Origin of the sequence: Lysinibacillus sp. NPDC097195, from assembly GCF_044762075.1 — a bacterium.
Taxonomy (GTDB): Bacteria; Bacillota; Bacilli; order Bacillales_A; family Planococcaceae; genus Lysinibacillus.
The window spans coordinates 622186-638551 of sequence record NZ_JBIWDP010000001.1 but is presented as its reverse complement, the minus strand read 5'-3'; the positions used below and the strand labels follow the sequence as shown (position 1 = coordinate 638551).

Sequence of the window (16366 nt, the reverse complement as noted above, 5' to 3'; positions counted from 1 at the left end):
GCGCCTCGTGCTATTTATCCTCTATTGTATCGATTAACCTACTATTTTCAAGTATTACAGAAAAAACCCCGAATAATCTTATTCGGGGAAATTTTTTATAAATCGCTTGGATACATTTTATGATACAGATTTTCTAATTTCTTTGAAAGCTTTGCATAGGCATTTTGCCAAGCTTTACGAGCAGCTTCATCCCCTTCTGTAGCAGGATAAAGCGCATGCACATCAGCGACTTTTTTCAAATCACTTTCTGCCTGTGTCAGCTTCGAAATATTTTTGACTACACTTTTTTCAGAAGCACTCAAACTATCATATTCTACTCGAATGTTCTTTACCGTTTCCTCTAAATCATCAATATATTCGCCATTTTTAAGCAGTAAATTGATGGATTCAATTAATTGCAACGCCTTTTCATTTGAGTGTTGTAGTCCTTGCTCCTTGTCAATAATGGCTTTTCGAATTTCTGCACTAACTAAACTCATTTGTTTAGAAGAAAGTTTTCCAAAAGCGCTAATAACAGCTGTTGGATTACTCGTAAATGATTTTTCATACTGCTTCAGGAATGACTCTACTTTTTTCACATCGGATACTGCCGCAGTTAAGAGCGAAGCATTTGTAATACGTTTTTTATCTGTAGCACTTAACTTATTATATTGTGTTGACAGCTCCATTATTTTTTCTTTTGACACTAAATACTGGTCGTTAGCGATGATAAGAGCAATTGCCTCATTCAATGCTGTGATGTCTGGTGCAGTGCCATCCTCTAAACGATTGTTCAGTAAATCTTCGTATTGCTGTTTTGCTAAATGCTGCTGGTTGGCAGGTAGTTTCGCATAAGCCGTTTGGATTGTTTGAATTTTTTTAGCCTGTTTTGTCGCATCTGTTTCTTCGCGTGCTGCTTGCACTTTTTTATGGAACGATTTTACGCCCGATAGATCTTTGCTAGCAGCTGTTAATAAATAATAATTTGTGACATACTTGCGTGCTGGTGAAGATAAGCTTTTGTATGTTACGGTCGCTGCATTGACAGCTGCTTCGAATTGGTCAAATGTAAAGTTCGTAACATCTGCAAACTTAGCAACAGTTGCCTTTAACGTTTCAGCCGCTGCTTTATCAGCAGGTTCCTTGCCGTTATCAACCGTAACATTGGGCGAATTTAATAAAAAATCATCTGCATTATAAACGAGCGATTGCTGCAAGCTTGTTAACTTATTATAGGATTTTAACGTATTCGTATAGCTTGAATTCAGCTTATTACTAGCCACACCAGCTACCTCTGATAGCTTTTTATAGGCATCCATTTCTTTTATCACTTTATCTGCCGTTTTTAAATCCTTTTGCAATGTGACAATACGATCATAGCCGATAATTTTGGCAGCGGATGTTTTCGTTAGTCCTTTATATTCATTAATGATGCGGTTTACCGTTGTAACATGGCTTTGCCACGTTTGCGCTGTCAGATTGATTGGATACATATCATCAGCTTCCCCAACATAGTTGGCGATGTCTGTATTTAAATTTTCGATTTGAAGATCTTCTGCATTTTCCGCTTCCAGCAATCTCGTAACAAAATTAGCTGGCACGAGTTGTAATTGTTTATAAGTTAGCTTTTCATAAGCTGTACGTATTGATTTCGCCGTTGTCACTTGTTTGCTCGGTGTATTATTGGCTGACAGCTTATCGAACTGTTTAATAAACTGCTCAACCTTTTTAATATCTTGCTTCGCATCATTTAAGATCGATTGATTTTGCACAGTTGGACGGTAGTTTTGCGATAATTTTGCGATATCCTTTTCGATTGTTTCAACTGCTGTTTGTAATAACTGTATATTAGTTGGGACATACTTCACAAAGGAATTTTCATAGGCCAGTAATCCAATAATTGCTTTATTTAATCTTCTAACTTCCTTGAAGTCATTGATATCTGTTGGATCTTGCAATATGTTTTTAATACTCGTATACAACGCATCATCAACATCTAAACTACGTTGTAATAAATCCAACTTATTATAAGTGTCATCAATTTCCTTTAAATATTGGGTTAGGTTCTTGACCTCAACATCATTAACTTTATTTACTTTCTCATTTAGCTTCTCGATAACCTCTACATCCGCAAGTGCCTGCTTCAACACGCTATAATTGGTCACATTTGCTTTTGCAGGTGCCGATAATGCTTGATACTTTGCATCTAAAGCCGTTACTTCCGCTTTAAATGAAGCAAGATTTGAAATATTATAATGATGGTCATTTTTTAGCAATGTTTTAATTTCGTTCATTATTGTATTCGTTGGTTCATTCGATATCGTTATCACTTCAGAAAAATCGGATTCCACCATAGCCGAGCCAACTTTTGCTTTTACTTTCACCATAATATCTTTCATATTTTCTTCTAAAGCATTTTTAGGGACTGTATATGTACCATTCGTTGCTCCATCAATAATTGTGAAGGAATCACCAACTTTATAAAACCATTGGTAGCTATATGTAATTTGATCACCTTTTAATTTTGCGCCTGACTTATCCGTAACTTCGGCAGAAGCTTTAACCGCTTCCCCTGGCACGATATAATTTGCAGAATTCGGAAAGATCGGTTTAGTAATCGCCAAGTCAAGCGTATTAATTGTTTGTGTCGCACTCTTATAGCGATTATTAGTCGTTGTAATAGCTTCTACATATAGCGTTTTTCCAGCGGCCTCTACTGGCACTGTGAAAGATGCAGTCGTTGCGCCAGGAATCGGTTTATTCGTCCCATCTTCTACGTAATACCATTGATAGCCATTGACAATTGAATTAGCAGGTAAATTTTCGATAGAAGCTTTCAAAACTTCGTTCACCTTGTTTTGACCTGTCACTGTCACTTCTGATGCCGCTGCTCCCGCTATTGTTGGGGTAATAAGAACTGCCGGAATAGTAGCAGCTACTGTAATAAATAAATTTTTATTCAATTTTTCTACCTCCTCTATCATCTATTGTATATATCGGTCCTAATCCGATATTTTCCTTTGTTTTCAACAATCTTTCTAAAAGCTGCAAATTAAACAATACAAAATAGTAATATATTGATGTGGATTAGATAGAAAGAAGTAATGACTTTAAATGGTGAATAAGTTTCCTTTATTATCAATATCGCCCTCTCGATCCATGCATCAAATTGCAGCAAAAGAAAAGACGCCTCAAAGGACGTCGACATCTTTATCTATTAGGATATCCACCGAAGCACAGTCGTCTTTCGCATAGAATGCACCTTACATTGTATATAGAATTTAGCGCTAGTAAACAACAAGATAGTGAATTTATTTTTTCACCAATCTCTTTCTCTTAAAGCTTCTTCAATATCTATATCAATCTCAAAATATTGTAAAATTTCTTCTACTGTTATGGCGATGGAATCGCGTGCTACCGTTTCAATTTCACTCTCATTTTGATAAAACTCATCCTCTAGTTCATTAATGGCTATGGTCATTTCATCTAACTTTTCCTGAACCGCTTCAATCGAATGCTTGCCTTCTTCAAGAAAATCAACTACTTTACGAATGTTCAATTGTATTTTATCTACTAAAAACGATGGATAATAAGAATCCTCGTACATATCCGATAAATAGTTAAATTCTGAGTTAAGTTTTTTCACAAATAGCTCCTCCTTTGATTTTTGAAAGATTGATGCTTCTCTTTTTAAGTATGTTACACAAAGTAAAATTACTACAAGTTCTCTTTGTAAAAACACCAATAACTAATTATTTCCCTCATTTAGGCTACTGCCAAATCGGATGAGACCATTTATTAACCATATAAGTAATCAATAAAATTACGAGCATATTCCTCTTTTTTCAAAGTACTAATTAAAGATGACTTTAATTGGTCAATAAAATCCTCGTAGATATCGAAAGTTTCTTCATCCATTATCTCTCCTGTAAATTCTTTATGTTTGATTTCTAATGTCACGGAAAGTGCATCAAGAAAGGCCGAAAAAGAATCTGCAATTGGAAATAAGGCACTCGTTTCATAACTAGCAAAAACAGGTGAATTTTCTTGGTTTGTGACAACTACAATTGGATCATCATCCTTATCCGCAACGACAAGCCAATTGGGGTCCCAATCTGGATTATCTCTTTTTTCGGTTCCAACCCATCGAAATCCTTCTTGCCTACGAACCAATTTATCTGCAGGATACAAATAAAGGGGGCTAATCCCTAAATCAATATCTGTACAATCTAATGGATAGCCATCAGGACGGACATTACAAATGATTTCACAATGTTGATAAAAAAATTGTAATTCAGAAGAAAGATAGATTTTTTCATCGACATGAAGATTTGCTAATTTTGCTCTATAACGTACGCCACCATTTTTGTTAACTGGTTCTTTTGGATATTCATCCATAGCCTGTATGAATTTTAATACTGAATTTTCTAGTTGTTTCATAAAAAATGCTATCCTTTCGTTTAAATATATTGTTGCTTGATCTTTGAAGATTTACGAACATACCACCATCCAAGCCACTATAATAAATACGCTCAAAAATTTACCCTAATATTACCATAAAAATAAAAAAATATCATTTACGCTACAATTGCTCTATATTTACTCAATCTATAATACTTGCTAATTCCTTTCTGGACTAATTAATATTACATTCTTTGAATTGCGAACCTCTAAACAATTGTATTTTTGATTTAAACCCTCAATTGTTTTGCCATACTTCATCAGTGTGATATTTTCAATCATTAAAAAAGGTAATTTATTCAGTTTATCTCTCATATCGCGAATTGAAATTTTTAAATTTAAAGATTTTCTTATTTCCATCATAAATTTATTTACTTCAATTGGTTTGCTAACTACATAAACTTTAACCTCATCTATGAAATCAAGCTCATCTGAAGTCAAATTATCTTCAGCTATTATTGGATCATCTTCTAGCCAACTAAACAAATCAATATCTAAAGAATTAAAAGACAATGACAATGCCCCCAAATCTTGATAGAAAACGTTAAGGTCGCCATTCTTTTTTATAAACAATCCTCGCCCCCCTCCATCATCCCCTATCAAAATATATTCGGGTGCGTAACGACTTACTTCATACAAGCTGTTTCTTTCAGTTGCGATATAAAGGCCATAAATATTAATTCCGTTTTCAAATGAAACCTCACTATACGATTTCCAAAACTCAATCAATCTTGTAGGTAAGATAGTTTGAAAATGACTATTGATTTCATTTGCTTCGATGTTTCTTGCTGTTCGAGTGATGAAAGGTGTCGACTTAAAATGTATAATCATTTATTTCCTCCAATTTAAAGTGACCTAGCTTGTTAAATTGTTTAGCTTTGATATTTTACTTTCCAAAAAGACAATATCATTTAAAAACTAGAATGATAAGGGATAGCAGATTACCTATGACGCTGTCGTATTCTTTATCTTCATCCGTAACTAACCATCCTTTATTTAAAAGAAACGTTCTAACTTCATCGTTTATATATAATGTAATCCTCTCAAAGTGTTCTCTTTCTAAATAAATAAAAAACCTTGATAGAAAACTATTCTATCAAGGTTTCCAAATATTATCCATTAAGAAAATGAGGTAGTTTCTTTTCCCTTCCAATACATTTTGTTTCACAACGCTTTAAGGGGGACTTTTTATCATTCCCACATCCATTCTAATTTCGACAGATACCGTAAATTAATTTGCTCTGTTATTTTAAATTGTTTCATCTATCTATATTTTGTAAAGGCGACGAACAACCTCAACATAGTGCCATGTTTCGTTTCAATATTTCTTCCAATACTTCTTTAAAATCCAATTTTATTTTCTTTCTTAGTAACTCTACAAATTATTTCCCCTGTACAATATCTTCTAATTCCAATAATCCTTGTCTAAGTAGAACAAAGTTTGGACGTTTTATAATATTCGCATCTTTCACTACCAAATTTTCCAAATGTCGTCGTAATTCTTTCGTATAAGCTTTCAAAAAGGCCTTAAAATCAAATGTATATTCCCATTCTTCTGAATTAGAAAAGACGTCAAAATTTGTGATCACCATATAATTCCCTACTTTTTTAAAGGTATAGACATTTGCATTTCCAAAAGTATCAAGAACCTGTTTCTTGCACGTTCGATGTAGCTCAATTAATTGTCGACTAAATGTAATAATAATTGTACTGTGCAACGTTGTGGAGAAGAGAAAAATATTCTTATTATTTTCAAGTATAAATACTTCTAAATAGCTATCAAGATAATAATCTGCTCGAACATTTTTATTTTTTAGAACCGATACATCATCATCTTCAAGATTAAATCTAATTTTCATATTTAAACACTCCTTTATTTTCTTCTTACCGATGTACCACCATTAGGATACGATGTTCTGATAATATTATCTTTTGTAACAATTGTAGTCATCTCAGAAATACCATATTTTCTCGGATATGTGTAAATTTTTGTACCATCAAAATAAGTACTTTCTAATTTTCCTTTTTCTAATGATTCCATAATTAAATTTTTAATCTGTGCATCACCGAGTGCTCTAGGGAATAACGTTGTCCCTCTATTGGCAGTAGTGCCCGCAACATGTCTTTTGAAAATATGCTCCCAACCAGTACTATTATTTCCATCTAATAAAATTCCTCTAGCATTAAACTTCTGAATTTTGCCTAAACCGGCAAAGGCATCTACATCAGCGGATTTGCCCGCTTTTCTCAATAGTTCGAATAACTTTCCTGATTTAACGACTTTCCCTGCTGGGAAGAGGGAAACTAGCGCTACCCCTTTTTCTGTAATACCCGCATTTGGGTTAAAAATTGTTCTAACATCATCGAGTACTAAGAAGTTTATACCTTCTTTAGCTGCATCTACAGCAAATTGACCCGCTCTTTTCAGCCAACTAACTGTAGATTTTGCCCAGTTTAAAGCTGTATTTGCCTATGAGTTAGGTCTCACGGAAGCACGAGATGCTAGTAACCTAGCTTCACCTGAAAATCGATACGGTGTCTTTTTGTTGTTGCATAGCAAAATTTTTAATGCTTTTGTCATTGTTTTGGTATGATGAAGCAATTAATGGCGTAGTGCTACTAAATCTTTTCACAGATACATGCGTCGAATGTTGCTGCTTAAAGTTCGTATTAATTGACATATTAACCTTCCAATGAAAGTATTAAATTTTACGTTCATTATGCAATGGTGGTTTTTTCTATAAAAAATTATTTTTTTGAAATCTCGCCAATACTGATGAATTTTTATTACATTACTTTTTTAGAATAAGTTCCATAGGAAAATATTTTTCTCTTTTTTAAGTAACTTCAATTTTCCTCAAACACAAAAAAATGCCCGATCAGTATCGTAAAATACTGGTCGGGCATTAAAATTAATTATGCTTTTTGGTAGCGAAGCACTGGTGTACGAGCAGCGCGTGTTTCGTCTAAACGTGTTACGACTGTTGTATGTGGTGCTTCTTGTACGATTGATGGATTTTCTTCTGCTTCTTTCGCAATTTGAATCATAATGTCGCAGAATGCATCTAATGTTTCTTTTGATTCTGTTTCTGTAGGCTCAATCATTAACGCCTCTTCCACATTCAGTGGGAAGTACGTTGTTGGTGGATGGTAGCCAAAGTCTAACAGACGTTTTGCAATATCTAGTGTACGTACGCCCAATTTCTTTTGGCGACGACCAGAAAGGACAAATTCGTGTTTACAATGGCGGTTATATGGTAAATCATAGAATGGCTCTAGACGACGCATCATATAGTTTGCATTTAATACAGCATATTCTGTAACAGCTTTTAAGCCATCTGGACCCATTGTACGAATATAAGTGTAAGCACGTACATTAATACCAAAGTTACCATAGTAAGGTTTTACGCGACCGATTGATTGTGGACGGTCGTAATCGAAGTGGTATGAACCATCTTCTGTTCGAATAAGTACTGGTTTTGGCAGGAATGGAATTAAATCAGCTTTAACGCCGACTGGACCAGAACCCGGACCACCACCACCGTGAGGACCTGTAAATGTTTTGTGTAAGTTTAAGTGTACACAGTCAAAGCCCATATCACCAGGACGCGCTTTACTCATAACCGCATTTAAGTTCGCTCCATCATAGTAAACTTTACCGCCCACTTCATGAATAAGCTCTGCCATTTCGATAATATTTTCTTCAAATAGCCCAAGTGTATTTGGGTTTGTTAGCATTAAGGCCGCTGTATCTGAACCTACGACTTTACGTAAATCTTCAATGTCTACTAAGCCGTTTTCATCGGATTTTACTGTGATTGTTTCAAAGCCTGCAACTGTTGCTGATGCTGGATTTGTACCATGCGCTGAGTCAGGCACGATGACCTTATTACGATGTCCTTCGCCATTCGCTTCATGGAATGCACGAATCATCATTAATGCCGTCCATTCACCATGAGCACCTGCAGCAGGTTGTAATGTTACTTCATCCATACCAGTAATTTCTACTAATGATGTTTGTAGTTCATAGAGAAGTTCCATAGCACCTTGAACCGTTGACTCATCTTGTAATGGATGCACATTGGCAAATCCAGAAAAACGTGCTACTGATTCATTAATTTTCGGATTGTACTTCATCGTACATGAACCAAGTGGATAGAAACCAGAGTCTACACCGTGGTTACGACGAGAAAGTGCCGTATAATGACGCATAATATCAAGCTCTGAAACTTCTGGTAATTCCGCTGCTTCTTCACGAATACAGTTTGCAGGAAGTAAATCCGCAAGATCAACTTCTGGTACATCTAAAGCTTCTAAGCTATACCCTACGCGACCTTCTTTTGTAATTTCAAAAATGAGTGATTGATTTTCGTTATGCATTGAGAGCCCCCATTTCTGCAACAAGTGCATCAATTTCTTCCTTCGTGCGTAATTCTGTGACAGCGATTAATACGTGTTGCTTCAGTGAATCGTATGTTTGACCTAATGGATAACCGCCGATAATGCCTTTTTCCAATAAGCCTTTATTAATTTCTTTCACGCATTTATTTGTTTTAACAACAATTTCGTTAAAGTGCGCACCTTGGAATGCCACTGTAAAGCCTGCCGCTTCAAAAGCATTTTTTGCGTAACGTGTTTTTGCAATATTTTGCATCGCCATTTCTCGCACACCTTGCTTACCTAAAGCTGTCATGGCAACAGAAGCTGCAAGTGCTAATAGCGCTTGGTTTGAACAAATGTTAGATGTCGCTTTATCACGACGGATATGTTGTTCACGGGCTTGTAGTGTTAATACATAACCGCGACGACCTTCCCCATCTACTGTTTCCCCAACAAGACGACCAGGTACTTTACGCATTAATTTCGTTGTTACAGCAAAGAAACCACAGTGTGGCCCGCCAAAGCTTTCCGCAATGCCAAATACTTGTGCATCACCTACACAAATATCAGCACCTAGCTTACCTGGAGGTGTTAAAATACCTAGTGCAAGTGGGTTAGAAGAGACAACAAATAAACTTTTTGCCTCATGTGCAATATCCCCGATTACTTGTAAATCCTCTACTTGACCAAAGAAGTTTGGATATTGTGCAATTACAGCCGCTGTATTATCATCAATTAGCTCTTTTAAAGCCTCTACATCAGTTACGCCATCTTTATGAGGGATTGTAACGATGTCAATTGATTGACCGTATGCATATGTAGCAACGACATCACGATATTCAGGATGAACCGTTTCAGATACTAAAATTTTCTTACGACGTGTATGACCTGCAGCTAACATACCTGCTTCCGCTAGCGCCGTTCCACCATCATACATAGATGAGTTGGCAAGATCCATGCCTGTAAGCTCAGCAATCATCGTTTGGAATTCGAAAATTGCTTGTAATTCCCCTTGAGAGATTTCAGGTTGGTAAGGTGTATAGGCCGTGTAAAACTCTGAACGAGATATGACATGGTCTACAATAATCGGTTTATAGTGATTGTAAACACCTGCTCCTAAAAATGATACGTTGGCATTTGTATCTTTATTTTTTGCAGCAAGGGCTGATAACTCTTTTAATAATGCTGATTCAGATTTTGCTGCTTTAATATCATAAAGCCCTTTAAAACGTACTTTTTCTGGAATATCCTCGAATAACTCATCTACTGAAGATACACCGATTACGTCTAGCATTTGTTGTTTGTCTTGCTCCGTCATTGGTAAATAACGATGTTTCATAAATGTAGGTCCCTCTTTTCACATTTTATTTTGAACGCTTATAAAACGGTGTTTCAACTGTCACTACTTTTAAATGCTTACCACGAATTTCAATTTCTAATTCAGTTCCGATAGTTGCGAATTGACTGTCAATTAAGGCGTTACCAACATTACGTTTTGAAGAAGGAAGCTGAGTCCCTGTTGTCACTTCACCAATTTCTTGCCCATCTTTAAACACTTTGTATCCATGACGTGGAATTCCTTTATCGATCATTTCAATACCAACAATTTTACGCGCTAAGCCATGTTCTTTTTGTTCAGCTAACGCATCACGACCAATAAAATCATCTTTATTTAATTTCACGGCAAAGCCAATACCCGCTTCAAGTGGTGATATTGTTGCTGATAGTTCTTGACCATATAGTGGTAGACCTGCTTCAAAGCGTAGCGTATCACGACATCCTAAGCCTGCAGGCACAACGCCTTTGTCTTTTCCAGCTTCTAAAATGATATCCCATAAAGCTTTAATGTCTGCTGGCGTACCATAAAGTTCAAACCCATCTTCACCTGTGTAGCCACTACGAGAAACTAATGCGTTATGACCTGCAATTTCAACATCCTCTTGGAAGCGGAAATATTTAATCGCACTTAAATCCGTAGCCGTTAATGATTGAAGTAGCTCTTCTGCTAACGGTCCTTGTAATGCAATTTGGGCATATGAATCAGATTGGTTGTCGATTGTTACATCGTATTGATGTTGATTTTCCATCATCCAGTCATAATCTTTTTCGATATTTGCTGCGTTGACGCATAGTAAATAATGATTGTCTGCTAGTTTATAAGTTAGTAAATCGTCAACAACGCCACCATTTTCATAGCACATTGCGTTGTATTGTGCTTGACCTGTAGCGATTTTTGAAATGTCATTAGACAATAGATTTTGTAAAAAATCGAGTGCTTCTGGACCTGTTACTAAAATTTCACCCATATGTGACACATCAAATAAGCCCGCACGATTACGCACTGCATCATGCTCTTCTTTAATAGAAGAAAATTGCACTGGTAATTCCCATCCACCGAAGTCAATTGTTTTACCACCATACTTTGCATATTCGTCAAATAGAGGTGTACGTTTTAATTCATTCGTCATTACTATTGCCTCCTTATTGTTAGTATCATTTTTACTGGTAGTAGTTCGTCTGCTTTTTTAATGGTACAAAGCACATTGCCCTATGCACGTTAGCAAGTCACTGCTCCCGATAATACGTATGACAAATGTCTAGACATAAAAAAAGACAGACGAACCCCTTTTCGGGATTCTCTGTCCTTGCACCTGAAAGTTACACCAAACTAATTCGCATTACGAAAATGCCAATTTAGTAGGCTTTCCCCTTTGGTGGCTGTTGTATTACAGCACTCTCCAGAGTTGCGTCTTGTACGAGTCCTTTTACCTGAGAGATTCATAGCCCTTTGCTACTTGCTCCTTCGGTGGCGTCTACACGCGCTCTCCCCGTACAATCATCCGCCCAAGAATAATCTTGGTACTATTTAGTATTCAATGTACAAAAAAGTTACCTTATTAGTCTATATCCTAACATTGATTGTATTGAAAAGGCAAACATTTTTTAAATTTACTTAAAACACGAATGTTATAGTTAAATATATAATCTATCGTTCGCTTTTCAACCTTTTCACTTGAAATACTAAATACTCTAGAATATGTCGAATTGTTCTACCTTCTGTCAACACCTGAATATGTCCTGCGTCGCGATAGAATTTTCGTCTGTAATGATACAGCTCCTCTAGCTCTTCTTTCGTTGAGCTTTGTACTATTGGGCGATTAGGGTCGTGCTGTATTCGCTTATATATATCTTCGAATGTCGCATCTAAAAAGAATACAAGCCCACTGCGTCTCATAATTTTCCGGTTTTCCCCATTTACAGCTACACCGCCACCTGTAGAAATAATACATGCCTCGTCGCGGAAATTTTTCAAAAATTCCGTTTCTATTTCTCGGAAACGAGCCTCTCCATATTTCTCAAAAATCTCTGGAATCGTCATCCCCTGTTGTCTAACAATTTCACGATCCATATCATAGTACGGTAACTTCAATAAATAGCTTAACCTTCTTCCTAACGCACTTTTCCCGCAGCCCATAAAGCCAACTAAATATATTTTTCGCATTCGAATCACCTTCTTACTACGATTCTACACTGTCTGACAAAATTTGTCCTAATAAATTTATCGTAGCTCGAACATTCATCTTTTCTAATCCATTATATGTTCGAAACTGAATCTCATAAGACATGCAATACGCAAGAACAAAAGTAGTTACAAAAAATAATAATGCAATTGCGATTAAAAAGACAGCCCCTCTATCATTTTTCAATAATTGGTACATAATAGGTCCGCTCCTTTTGTAAACCGCTTGGAAATTCTACCGCAATGGTCAGTTCATGATTGTTAAGTTCAAACTGGCATTTATTAATTCCAATAAGCATTGGCACATGTCCACCATTTACCTGTTGTCGAATCATATTGCGATAACAATCAAAATGATGCAATGCATTAGATGTGTGCAACATTATCCTTCGCTGATTGCCACTAATAGTTATGGATGTGGCATTTGCTAAATTCGTATGCATTTCAAACGCAAATAACTCCCACTTAGTTTGCTCATCAGTCATCATCGTCGTTTTCATAGTCGTAGCCCACAGCATAACAAATACGAAAAAATGACATACCAGCACTAAGACGACTAATTGAAACATTACTTCCAATAAAGTATAGCCCTTTTCATTCATCGAACTTCACCTGTATGTTGGATACACTTTTGGCGCAGTTCTGTTGCATTTTGAAATGTCACACATATCCTTTGTCCATCAAACAGCCAGTAGTAGTCCACTTTCTCTATAGTCTTTACCCCTTCTGCTTGCTGTAAATCACGATATTGCTTTAAACCTTCAAAAGCTGTCTCAGCAGCTATAACCTCAAGCTTCTGATTATATAAATTGGTTTTCATCGTGTAACTAATGGGTATAATTGTCGTGCAGAGCACCATTAATATAACAATAGCAACGATTGTTTCGACAAACGAGTAGCCTGATTCATTCATTCGACCCTCGATCTCCCTCGACCCAAACTAATAACCACCTTTTTAGTGCCTTGTGGGGTTTTAAAATAAAGCGTTCCCGGCTTCATCACATTCCCTTTGTAATTATAGCTTATCGTCAGAATGTTACTTCGACTAAGCAATAATTCAACCCCTTGCGGAAAGGGACGAGTATATTCAGTTGTATAAAAATCTTTTTTTATACTATAACGTTGGGATGGACTTTCAAAACGCATAAATATATATTCATTATGCTGCATGCTATACGTCTGAATAAATTGCAGATCTAACTGCATTTGGTTAAAGAACCGTTCAATTTCTTGTGCTTCCGCTATTTTAAAGGAAAATTTTATAACTATCGCTGTTAAGGTCATAACAACAAACAGTACAATTACCATTTCCACTAGTGTGTAGCCACGCTCATTTTTTAGTCCCATCATTGACCATTGCCCTCTGCAGCCGATGACTGTTTGGCTAACTGCACTTCACCATTGCTAGTAATTACTAGTTCAGCTTTATTCGGGCAAGTCGTTCCTTGCTCTTTTAAATACCCCTTTGTGACCAAATCATCCAATGTTGGATACTCCATAAAATCTACTCGATAGGCCTCTACTTGTCCTTGCACCATTGATATATAGGCAGCGCAGCCTTTTTCATCAATTGTCGCAAAATGTTTTGTGACATTTGGAATTGTAATAAGTATTAGCATTGAGATAATCAACAATACAATCAACATTTCAATTAATGTAAATCCAGCTTGTTGTTTCATAAGCTTCATTGAAGATCCTCCTATATTAGTTCTATCATCTGATATATCGGCAATAATAAGCTGACGTAGGCAGCAATAATACATAACGCAATGAACACAAAAAACGTAGGTTGTACAAAAGCAAGCATTCTTTGTAACTGAAGCTCTTGCTTTTCTAATAACAGCTCACTATATAGTGTTAATTCCTTCCCTAAATAGCCACTTTGCTCACCATGTTCGACAAACGTAGCGAAATCATTGTGCCACACCGTTAGAAAAACAACTGCTTGTGTTAACGTATCACCATAGGTCACTCTGTCTTTTATACGACTTGCTAAATATTGAACATATGGTTGGAATTGCTGTTCCTCCAATATTTGAAGGCTTGCTTGTAAAGAGAAACCGCTTTGCAGCAGGCTACCCAAATAGGCAGCAAATTGTTTGGTGATCGTTAGCCGAAAATAGTGATGGACAAACGGTATTTTTAAAACGATATGGAGCTGTCTTGCAATGGATTGCCGTACTAATAAACAATAGCCAATCATACTACTACAAATTACTACGATGACCATCAATACAAGTGCGTCTGGAACATGTAATAAAAGTTCGGCTATAGTAATACTTGGTTGTTCTTCTATATCAATCGTACGGCTTGTCACCATTTTTTCTATATTAGGAAAGAAAAATGTACGAAATATTAGAAACAGCAGTAATAGAAATATAATCAGTACCACTGGATACAAAAGTAGCTTAATCAATTTATTTTTCGTCTCTTGACTCAATGACAATTGCTTTGCAATAGCATTTAATGCTTCGATCATATGTCCATTATTTTCAGCAATAGATATAGCGATTAAATGGTGCTTGGCTAGTTGCAATGTTTCAAATACACCAATAACACCTTTCCCTTGCCTCAATGCTTCATCGACAAAGTGTTGAACTTCCTCATGTTTTTCTACATGATGAGGTAGCAACATTGAAACTGCTTGTGCAAATAAATAACCTTCCTGTATTAATACACTTAATCGACGCATAAACTGAGCCTGATTCTTTAAACGCCATTTTGTTGCCCTTTTATGTTTCAATTGCAGATTATTAATAAACACGTTGAGCTTTCGCATAGTGTTGCCTCGCAATTTCTTCTTTTTGACCAGCAAGCGTTAGTTCAAAGGGCATTGTATAAACCTGATTTTGCTGTATTGCTTGAATTGCATAATCAAGATGTTCATCACTTAATATTTCAAACAATGCTCGCCGACCTTCTTGCTGTTGTGGTAGCGGAAGAAGAACTTGCGCCACAATGCCCAGTACTGTTTGACGAAGCTCTTCTAACGAAACACCTAAATCAATGAGTCGATAGAGACAGCTTACCGAATCTTTGGCATGAATCGTTGACAATACTAGATGCCCAGTTAAGGCTGCTTGAATAGCAATTTTAGCCGTTTCCTGATCACGAATTTCCCCAATCATAATGACATCAGGCGAATGTCGCAAAATCGCTTTTAAACCTGTAGCATAGGTAATCCCTGCCCGTTCATTTACTTGAATTTGCAAAAGATTACCTTGATGATTTTCCACCGGATCTTCTAACGAAATAACATGCCGTTGAAGCTCGCTCGAACAATGGTGAATTAAAGAATAGAGGGATGTTGTTTTACCAGAGCCCGTTGCACCGCAAAACAATAAAATCCCTTGCTGATTAGACACAAGCTGTATTAACTTATCTGCTGCACATTTGGAATAACTTAAAGAAGTAAGTGGAAAAGTGTGATTTTGAAGTAAAAGCCGAATAATAAGGCTTTCTTTTAAATAAGCGGAAGGAAGTGTAGAAACGCGAAATGCAAAATGATTTTGTTCAACAATTTTTTGAAATGAGCCACTTTGTGGTTTGCGGCGTTCACTAATATCTAATGCCGCTAAAAATTTATAATAGGACACGATACGCTCAGCAAGTTCATGGGGAAGCTCCCCTGCCTGCAGTAGCTTATCATATTTTCGAAAATAGATTATATATCGATTTTCTTCCGGTATGAGTAATAAATCGGAAGCACCAAAATGATAGGCTTTTACTAAAAGATGCTCACTTTTTTGTTCTATAACAGATTCGAAAGTTTGCATACTTACACCCTCTTTCTAGTTCATTCGAATATGACCGCTCTATTCGTTAATTCCTATTATATGAATGGCAAAGTTATGTGAAAAGCCCTTTTTCTAAAATAAAATCTTGAGAGACATTTCACGCTGAAATCGCCATTTTCCTAAAAAACATGTGGATAACATACAATTTTACTCAAAAAGCAAAGTAAAAACACGAAAAAGGTAATATTTATGTCTAAAGGAACTGTAACTTTTCCAATAATACAATATA

General features: G+C 36.2%; 17 protein-coding genes and 1 riboswitch. All 17 genes read right to left on the bottom strand.

Going from position 1 to position 16366, the window contains the following annotated elements; all coding sequences use genetic code 11:
* Window positions 1-95 precede the first annotated feature (95 nt).
* A complete protein-coding gene (locus ACIQXI_RS03200; protein WP_402921584.1) occupies window positions 96-2942 on the bottom strand; it encodes a hypothetical protein in 2847 nt (948 codons plus the stop codon).
* 356 nt (window positions 2943-3298) lie between these two features.
* Complete coding sequence (locus tag ACIQXI_RS03195; RefSeq protein WP_402921582.1) at window positions 3299-3625, bottom strand: DUF5713 family protein; 327 nt, start codon at window positions 3623-3625, stop codon at window positions 3299-3301.
* Between the two features lie 152 nt (window positions 3626-3777).
* Entirely contained in the window at window positions 3778-4419 is a 642-nt protein-coding gene (locus tag ACIQXI_RS03190; protein ID WP_402921580.1) for a hypothetical protein, read from the bottom strand.
* Window positions 4420-4599: 180 nt separating this feature from the next.
* Window positions 4600-5271 carry a hypothetical protein gene (locus ACIQXI_RS03185; protein ID WP_402921579.1) on the bottom strand — a complete coding sequence of 224 codons (672 nt, stop codon included), beginning with the start codon at window positions 5269-5271 and terminating at the stop codon, window positions 4600-4602.
* Between the two features lie 551 nt (window positions 5272-5822).
* Entirely contained in the window at window positions 5823-6299 is a 477-nt protein-coding gene (locus tag ACIQXI_RS03180) for a hypothetical protein (protein ID WP_402921577.1), read from the bottom strand.
* Between the two features lie 14 nt (window positions 6300-6313).
* Entirely contained in the window at window positions 6314-6691 is a 378-nt protein-coding gene (locus tag ACIQXI_RS03175; RefSeq protein ID WP_402921576.1) for a hypothetical protein, read from the bottom strand.
* 665 nt (window positions 6692-7356) lie between these two features.
* On the bottom strand, window positions 7357-8820 hold the full coding sequence (gene gcvPB / locus ACIQXI_RS03170; protein WP_402921574.1) for an aminomethyl-transferring glycine dehydrogenase subunit GcvPB: 1464 nt from the start codon (window positions 8818-8820) through the stop codon (window positions 7357-7359).
* Window positions 8813-10159, bottom strand: a complete 1347-nt coding sequence (gene gcvPA / locus ACIQXI_RS03165; RefSeq protein WP_402921573.1) for an aminomethyl-transferring glycine dehydrogenase subunit GcvPA — start codon at window positions 10157-10159, stop codon at window positions 8813-8815. Before gcvPA ends, gcvPB begins: the two co-directional genes overlap by 8 nt.
* A 25-nt stretch (window positions 10160-10184) precedes the next feature.
* Window positions 10185-11288, bottom strand: coding sequence for a glycine cleavage system aminomethyltransferase GcvT (gene gcvT / locus ACIQXI_RS03160; RefSeq protein WP_402921572.1), 1104 nt, complete (start codon window positions 11286-11288; stop codon window positions 10185-10187).
* A 279-nt stretch (window positions 11289-11567) separates the two neighbouring features.
* A riboswitch (glycine riboswitch) is annotated at window positions 11568-11660 on the bottom strand.
* Window positions 11661-11806: 146 nt separating this feature from the next.
* The gene (locus ACIQXI_RS03155; protein ID WP_402921570.1) at window positions 11807-12322 is read right to left on the bottom strand and encodes a shikimate kinase; all 516 of its coding nucleotides are present in this window, start codon (window positions 12320-12322) and stop codon (window positions 11807-11809) included.
* Window positions 12323-12338: 16 nt separating this feature from the next.
* Window positions 12339-12539: a hypothetical protein gene (locus tag ACIQXI_RS03150; RefSeq protein ID WP_402921568.1), complete on the bottom strand. Its 201-nt coding sequence runs from the start codon at window positions 12537-12539 to the stop codon at window positions 12339-12341.
* The gene (gene comGF / locus ACIQXI_RS03145) at window positions 12517-12942 is read right to left on the bottom strand and encodes a competence type IV pilus minor pilin ComGF (protein WP_402921567.1); all 426 of its coding nucleotides are present in this window, start codon (window positions 12940-12942) and stop codon (window positions 12517-12519) included. The genes ACIQXI_RS03150 and comGF overlap by 23 nt, the downstream gene beginning before the upstream one ends.
* Complete coding sequence (locus ACIQXI_RS03140; protein WP_402921565.1) at window positions 12939-13253, bottom strand: hypothetical protein; 315 nt, start codon at window positions 13251-13253, stop codon at window positions 12939-12941. Before ACIQXI_RS03140 ends, comGF begins: the two co-directional genes overlap by 4 nt.
* A complete protein-coding gene (comGD, locus tag ACIQXI_RS03135) occupies window positions 13250-13690 on the bottom strand; it encodes a competence type IV pilus minor pilin ComGD (protein ID WP_402921563.1) in 441 nt (146 codons plus the stop codon). Before comGD ends, ACIQXI_RS03140 begins: the two co-directional genes overlap by 4 nt.
* Window positions 13687-14028, bottom strand: coding sequence for a competence type IV pilus major pilin ComGC (gene comGC, locus ACIQXI_RS03130; RefSeq protein ID WP_402921561.1), 342 nt, complete (start codon window positions 14026-14028; stop codon window positions 13687-13689). The genes comGD and comGC overlap by 4 nt, the downstream gene beginning before the upstream one ends.
* Window positions 14029-14039: 11 nt before the next feature.
* Window positions 14040-15119, bottom strand: coding sequence for a competence type IV pilus assembly protein ComGB (comGB, locus tag ACIQXI_RS03125; RefSeq protein ID WP_402921559.1), 1080 nt, complete (start codon window positions 15117-15119; stop codon window positions 14040-14042).
* The gene (gene comGA, locus ACIQXI_RS03120) at window positions 15094-16116 is read right to left on the bottom strand and encodes a competence type IV pilus ATPase ComGA (protein WP_402921557.1); all 1023 of its coding nucleotides are present in this window, start codon (window positions 16114-16116) and stop codon (window positions 15094-15096) included. Before comGA ends, comGB begins: the two co-directional genes overlap by 26 nt.
* Between the last annotated feature and the right edge of the window lie 250 nt (window positions 16117-16366).

Bases quoted from the DNA above. Each gene is read 5' to 3' on its own strand.
- comGF (WP_402921567.1), bottom strand. From the start codon at position 12,942: ATGAATGAAAAGGGCTATACTTTATTGGAAGTAATGTTTCAATTAGTC.
- ACIQXI_RS03185 (WP_402921579.1), bottom strand. From the start codon at position 5,271: ATGATTATACATTTTAAGTCGACACCTTTCATCACTCGAACAGCAAGA.
- comGB (WP_402921559.1), bottom strand. From the start codon at position 15,119: ATGCGAAAGCTCAACGTGTTTATTAATAATCTGCAATTGAAACATAAA.
- comGA (WP_402921557.1), bottom strand. From the start codon at position 16,116: ATGCAAACTTTCGAATCTGTTATAGAACAAAAAAGTGAGCATCTTTTA.
- ACIQXI_RS03150 (WP_402921568.1), bottom strand. From the start codon at position 12,539: ATGTACCAATTATTGAAAAATGATAGAGGGGCTGTCTTTTTAATCGCA.
- ACIQXI_RS03155 (WP_402921570.1), bottom strand. From the start codon at position 12,322: ATGCGAAAAATATATTTAGTTGGCTTTATGGGCTGCGGGAAAAGTGCG.
- gcvT (WP_402921572.1), bottom strand. From the start codon at position 11,288: ATGACGAATGAATTAAAACGTACACCTCTATTTGACGAATATGCAAAG.
- ACIQXI_RS03180 (WP_402921577.1), bottom strand. From the start codon at position 6,299: ATGAAAATTAGATTTAATCTTGAAGATGATGATGTATCGGTTCTAAAA.
- ACIQXI_RS03140 (WP_402921565.1), bottom strand. From the start codon at position 13,253: ATGAATGAATCAGGCTACTCGTTTGTCGAAACAATCGTTGCTATTGTT.
- gcvPB (WP_402921574.1), bottom strand. From the start codon at position 8,820: ATGCATAACGAAAATCAATCACTCATTTTTGAAATTACAAAAGAAGGT.
- comGC (WP_402921561.1), bottom strand. From the start codon at position 14,028: ATGAAGCTTATGAAACAACAAGCTGGATTTACATTAATTGAAATGTTG.
- gcvPA (WP_402921573.1), bottom strand. From the start codon at position 10,159: ATGAAACATCGTTATTTACCAATGACGGAGCAAGACAAACAACAAATG.
- comGD (WP_402921563.1), bottom strand. From the start codon at position 13,690: ATGATGGGACTAAAAAATGAGCGTGGCTACACACTAGTGGAAATGGTA.
- ACIQXI_RS03190 (WP_402921580.1), bottom strand. From the start codon at position 4,419: ATGAAACAACTAGAAAATTCAGTATTAAAATTCATACAGGCTATGGAT.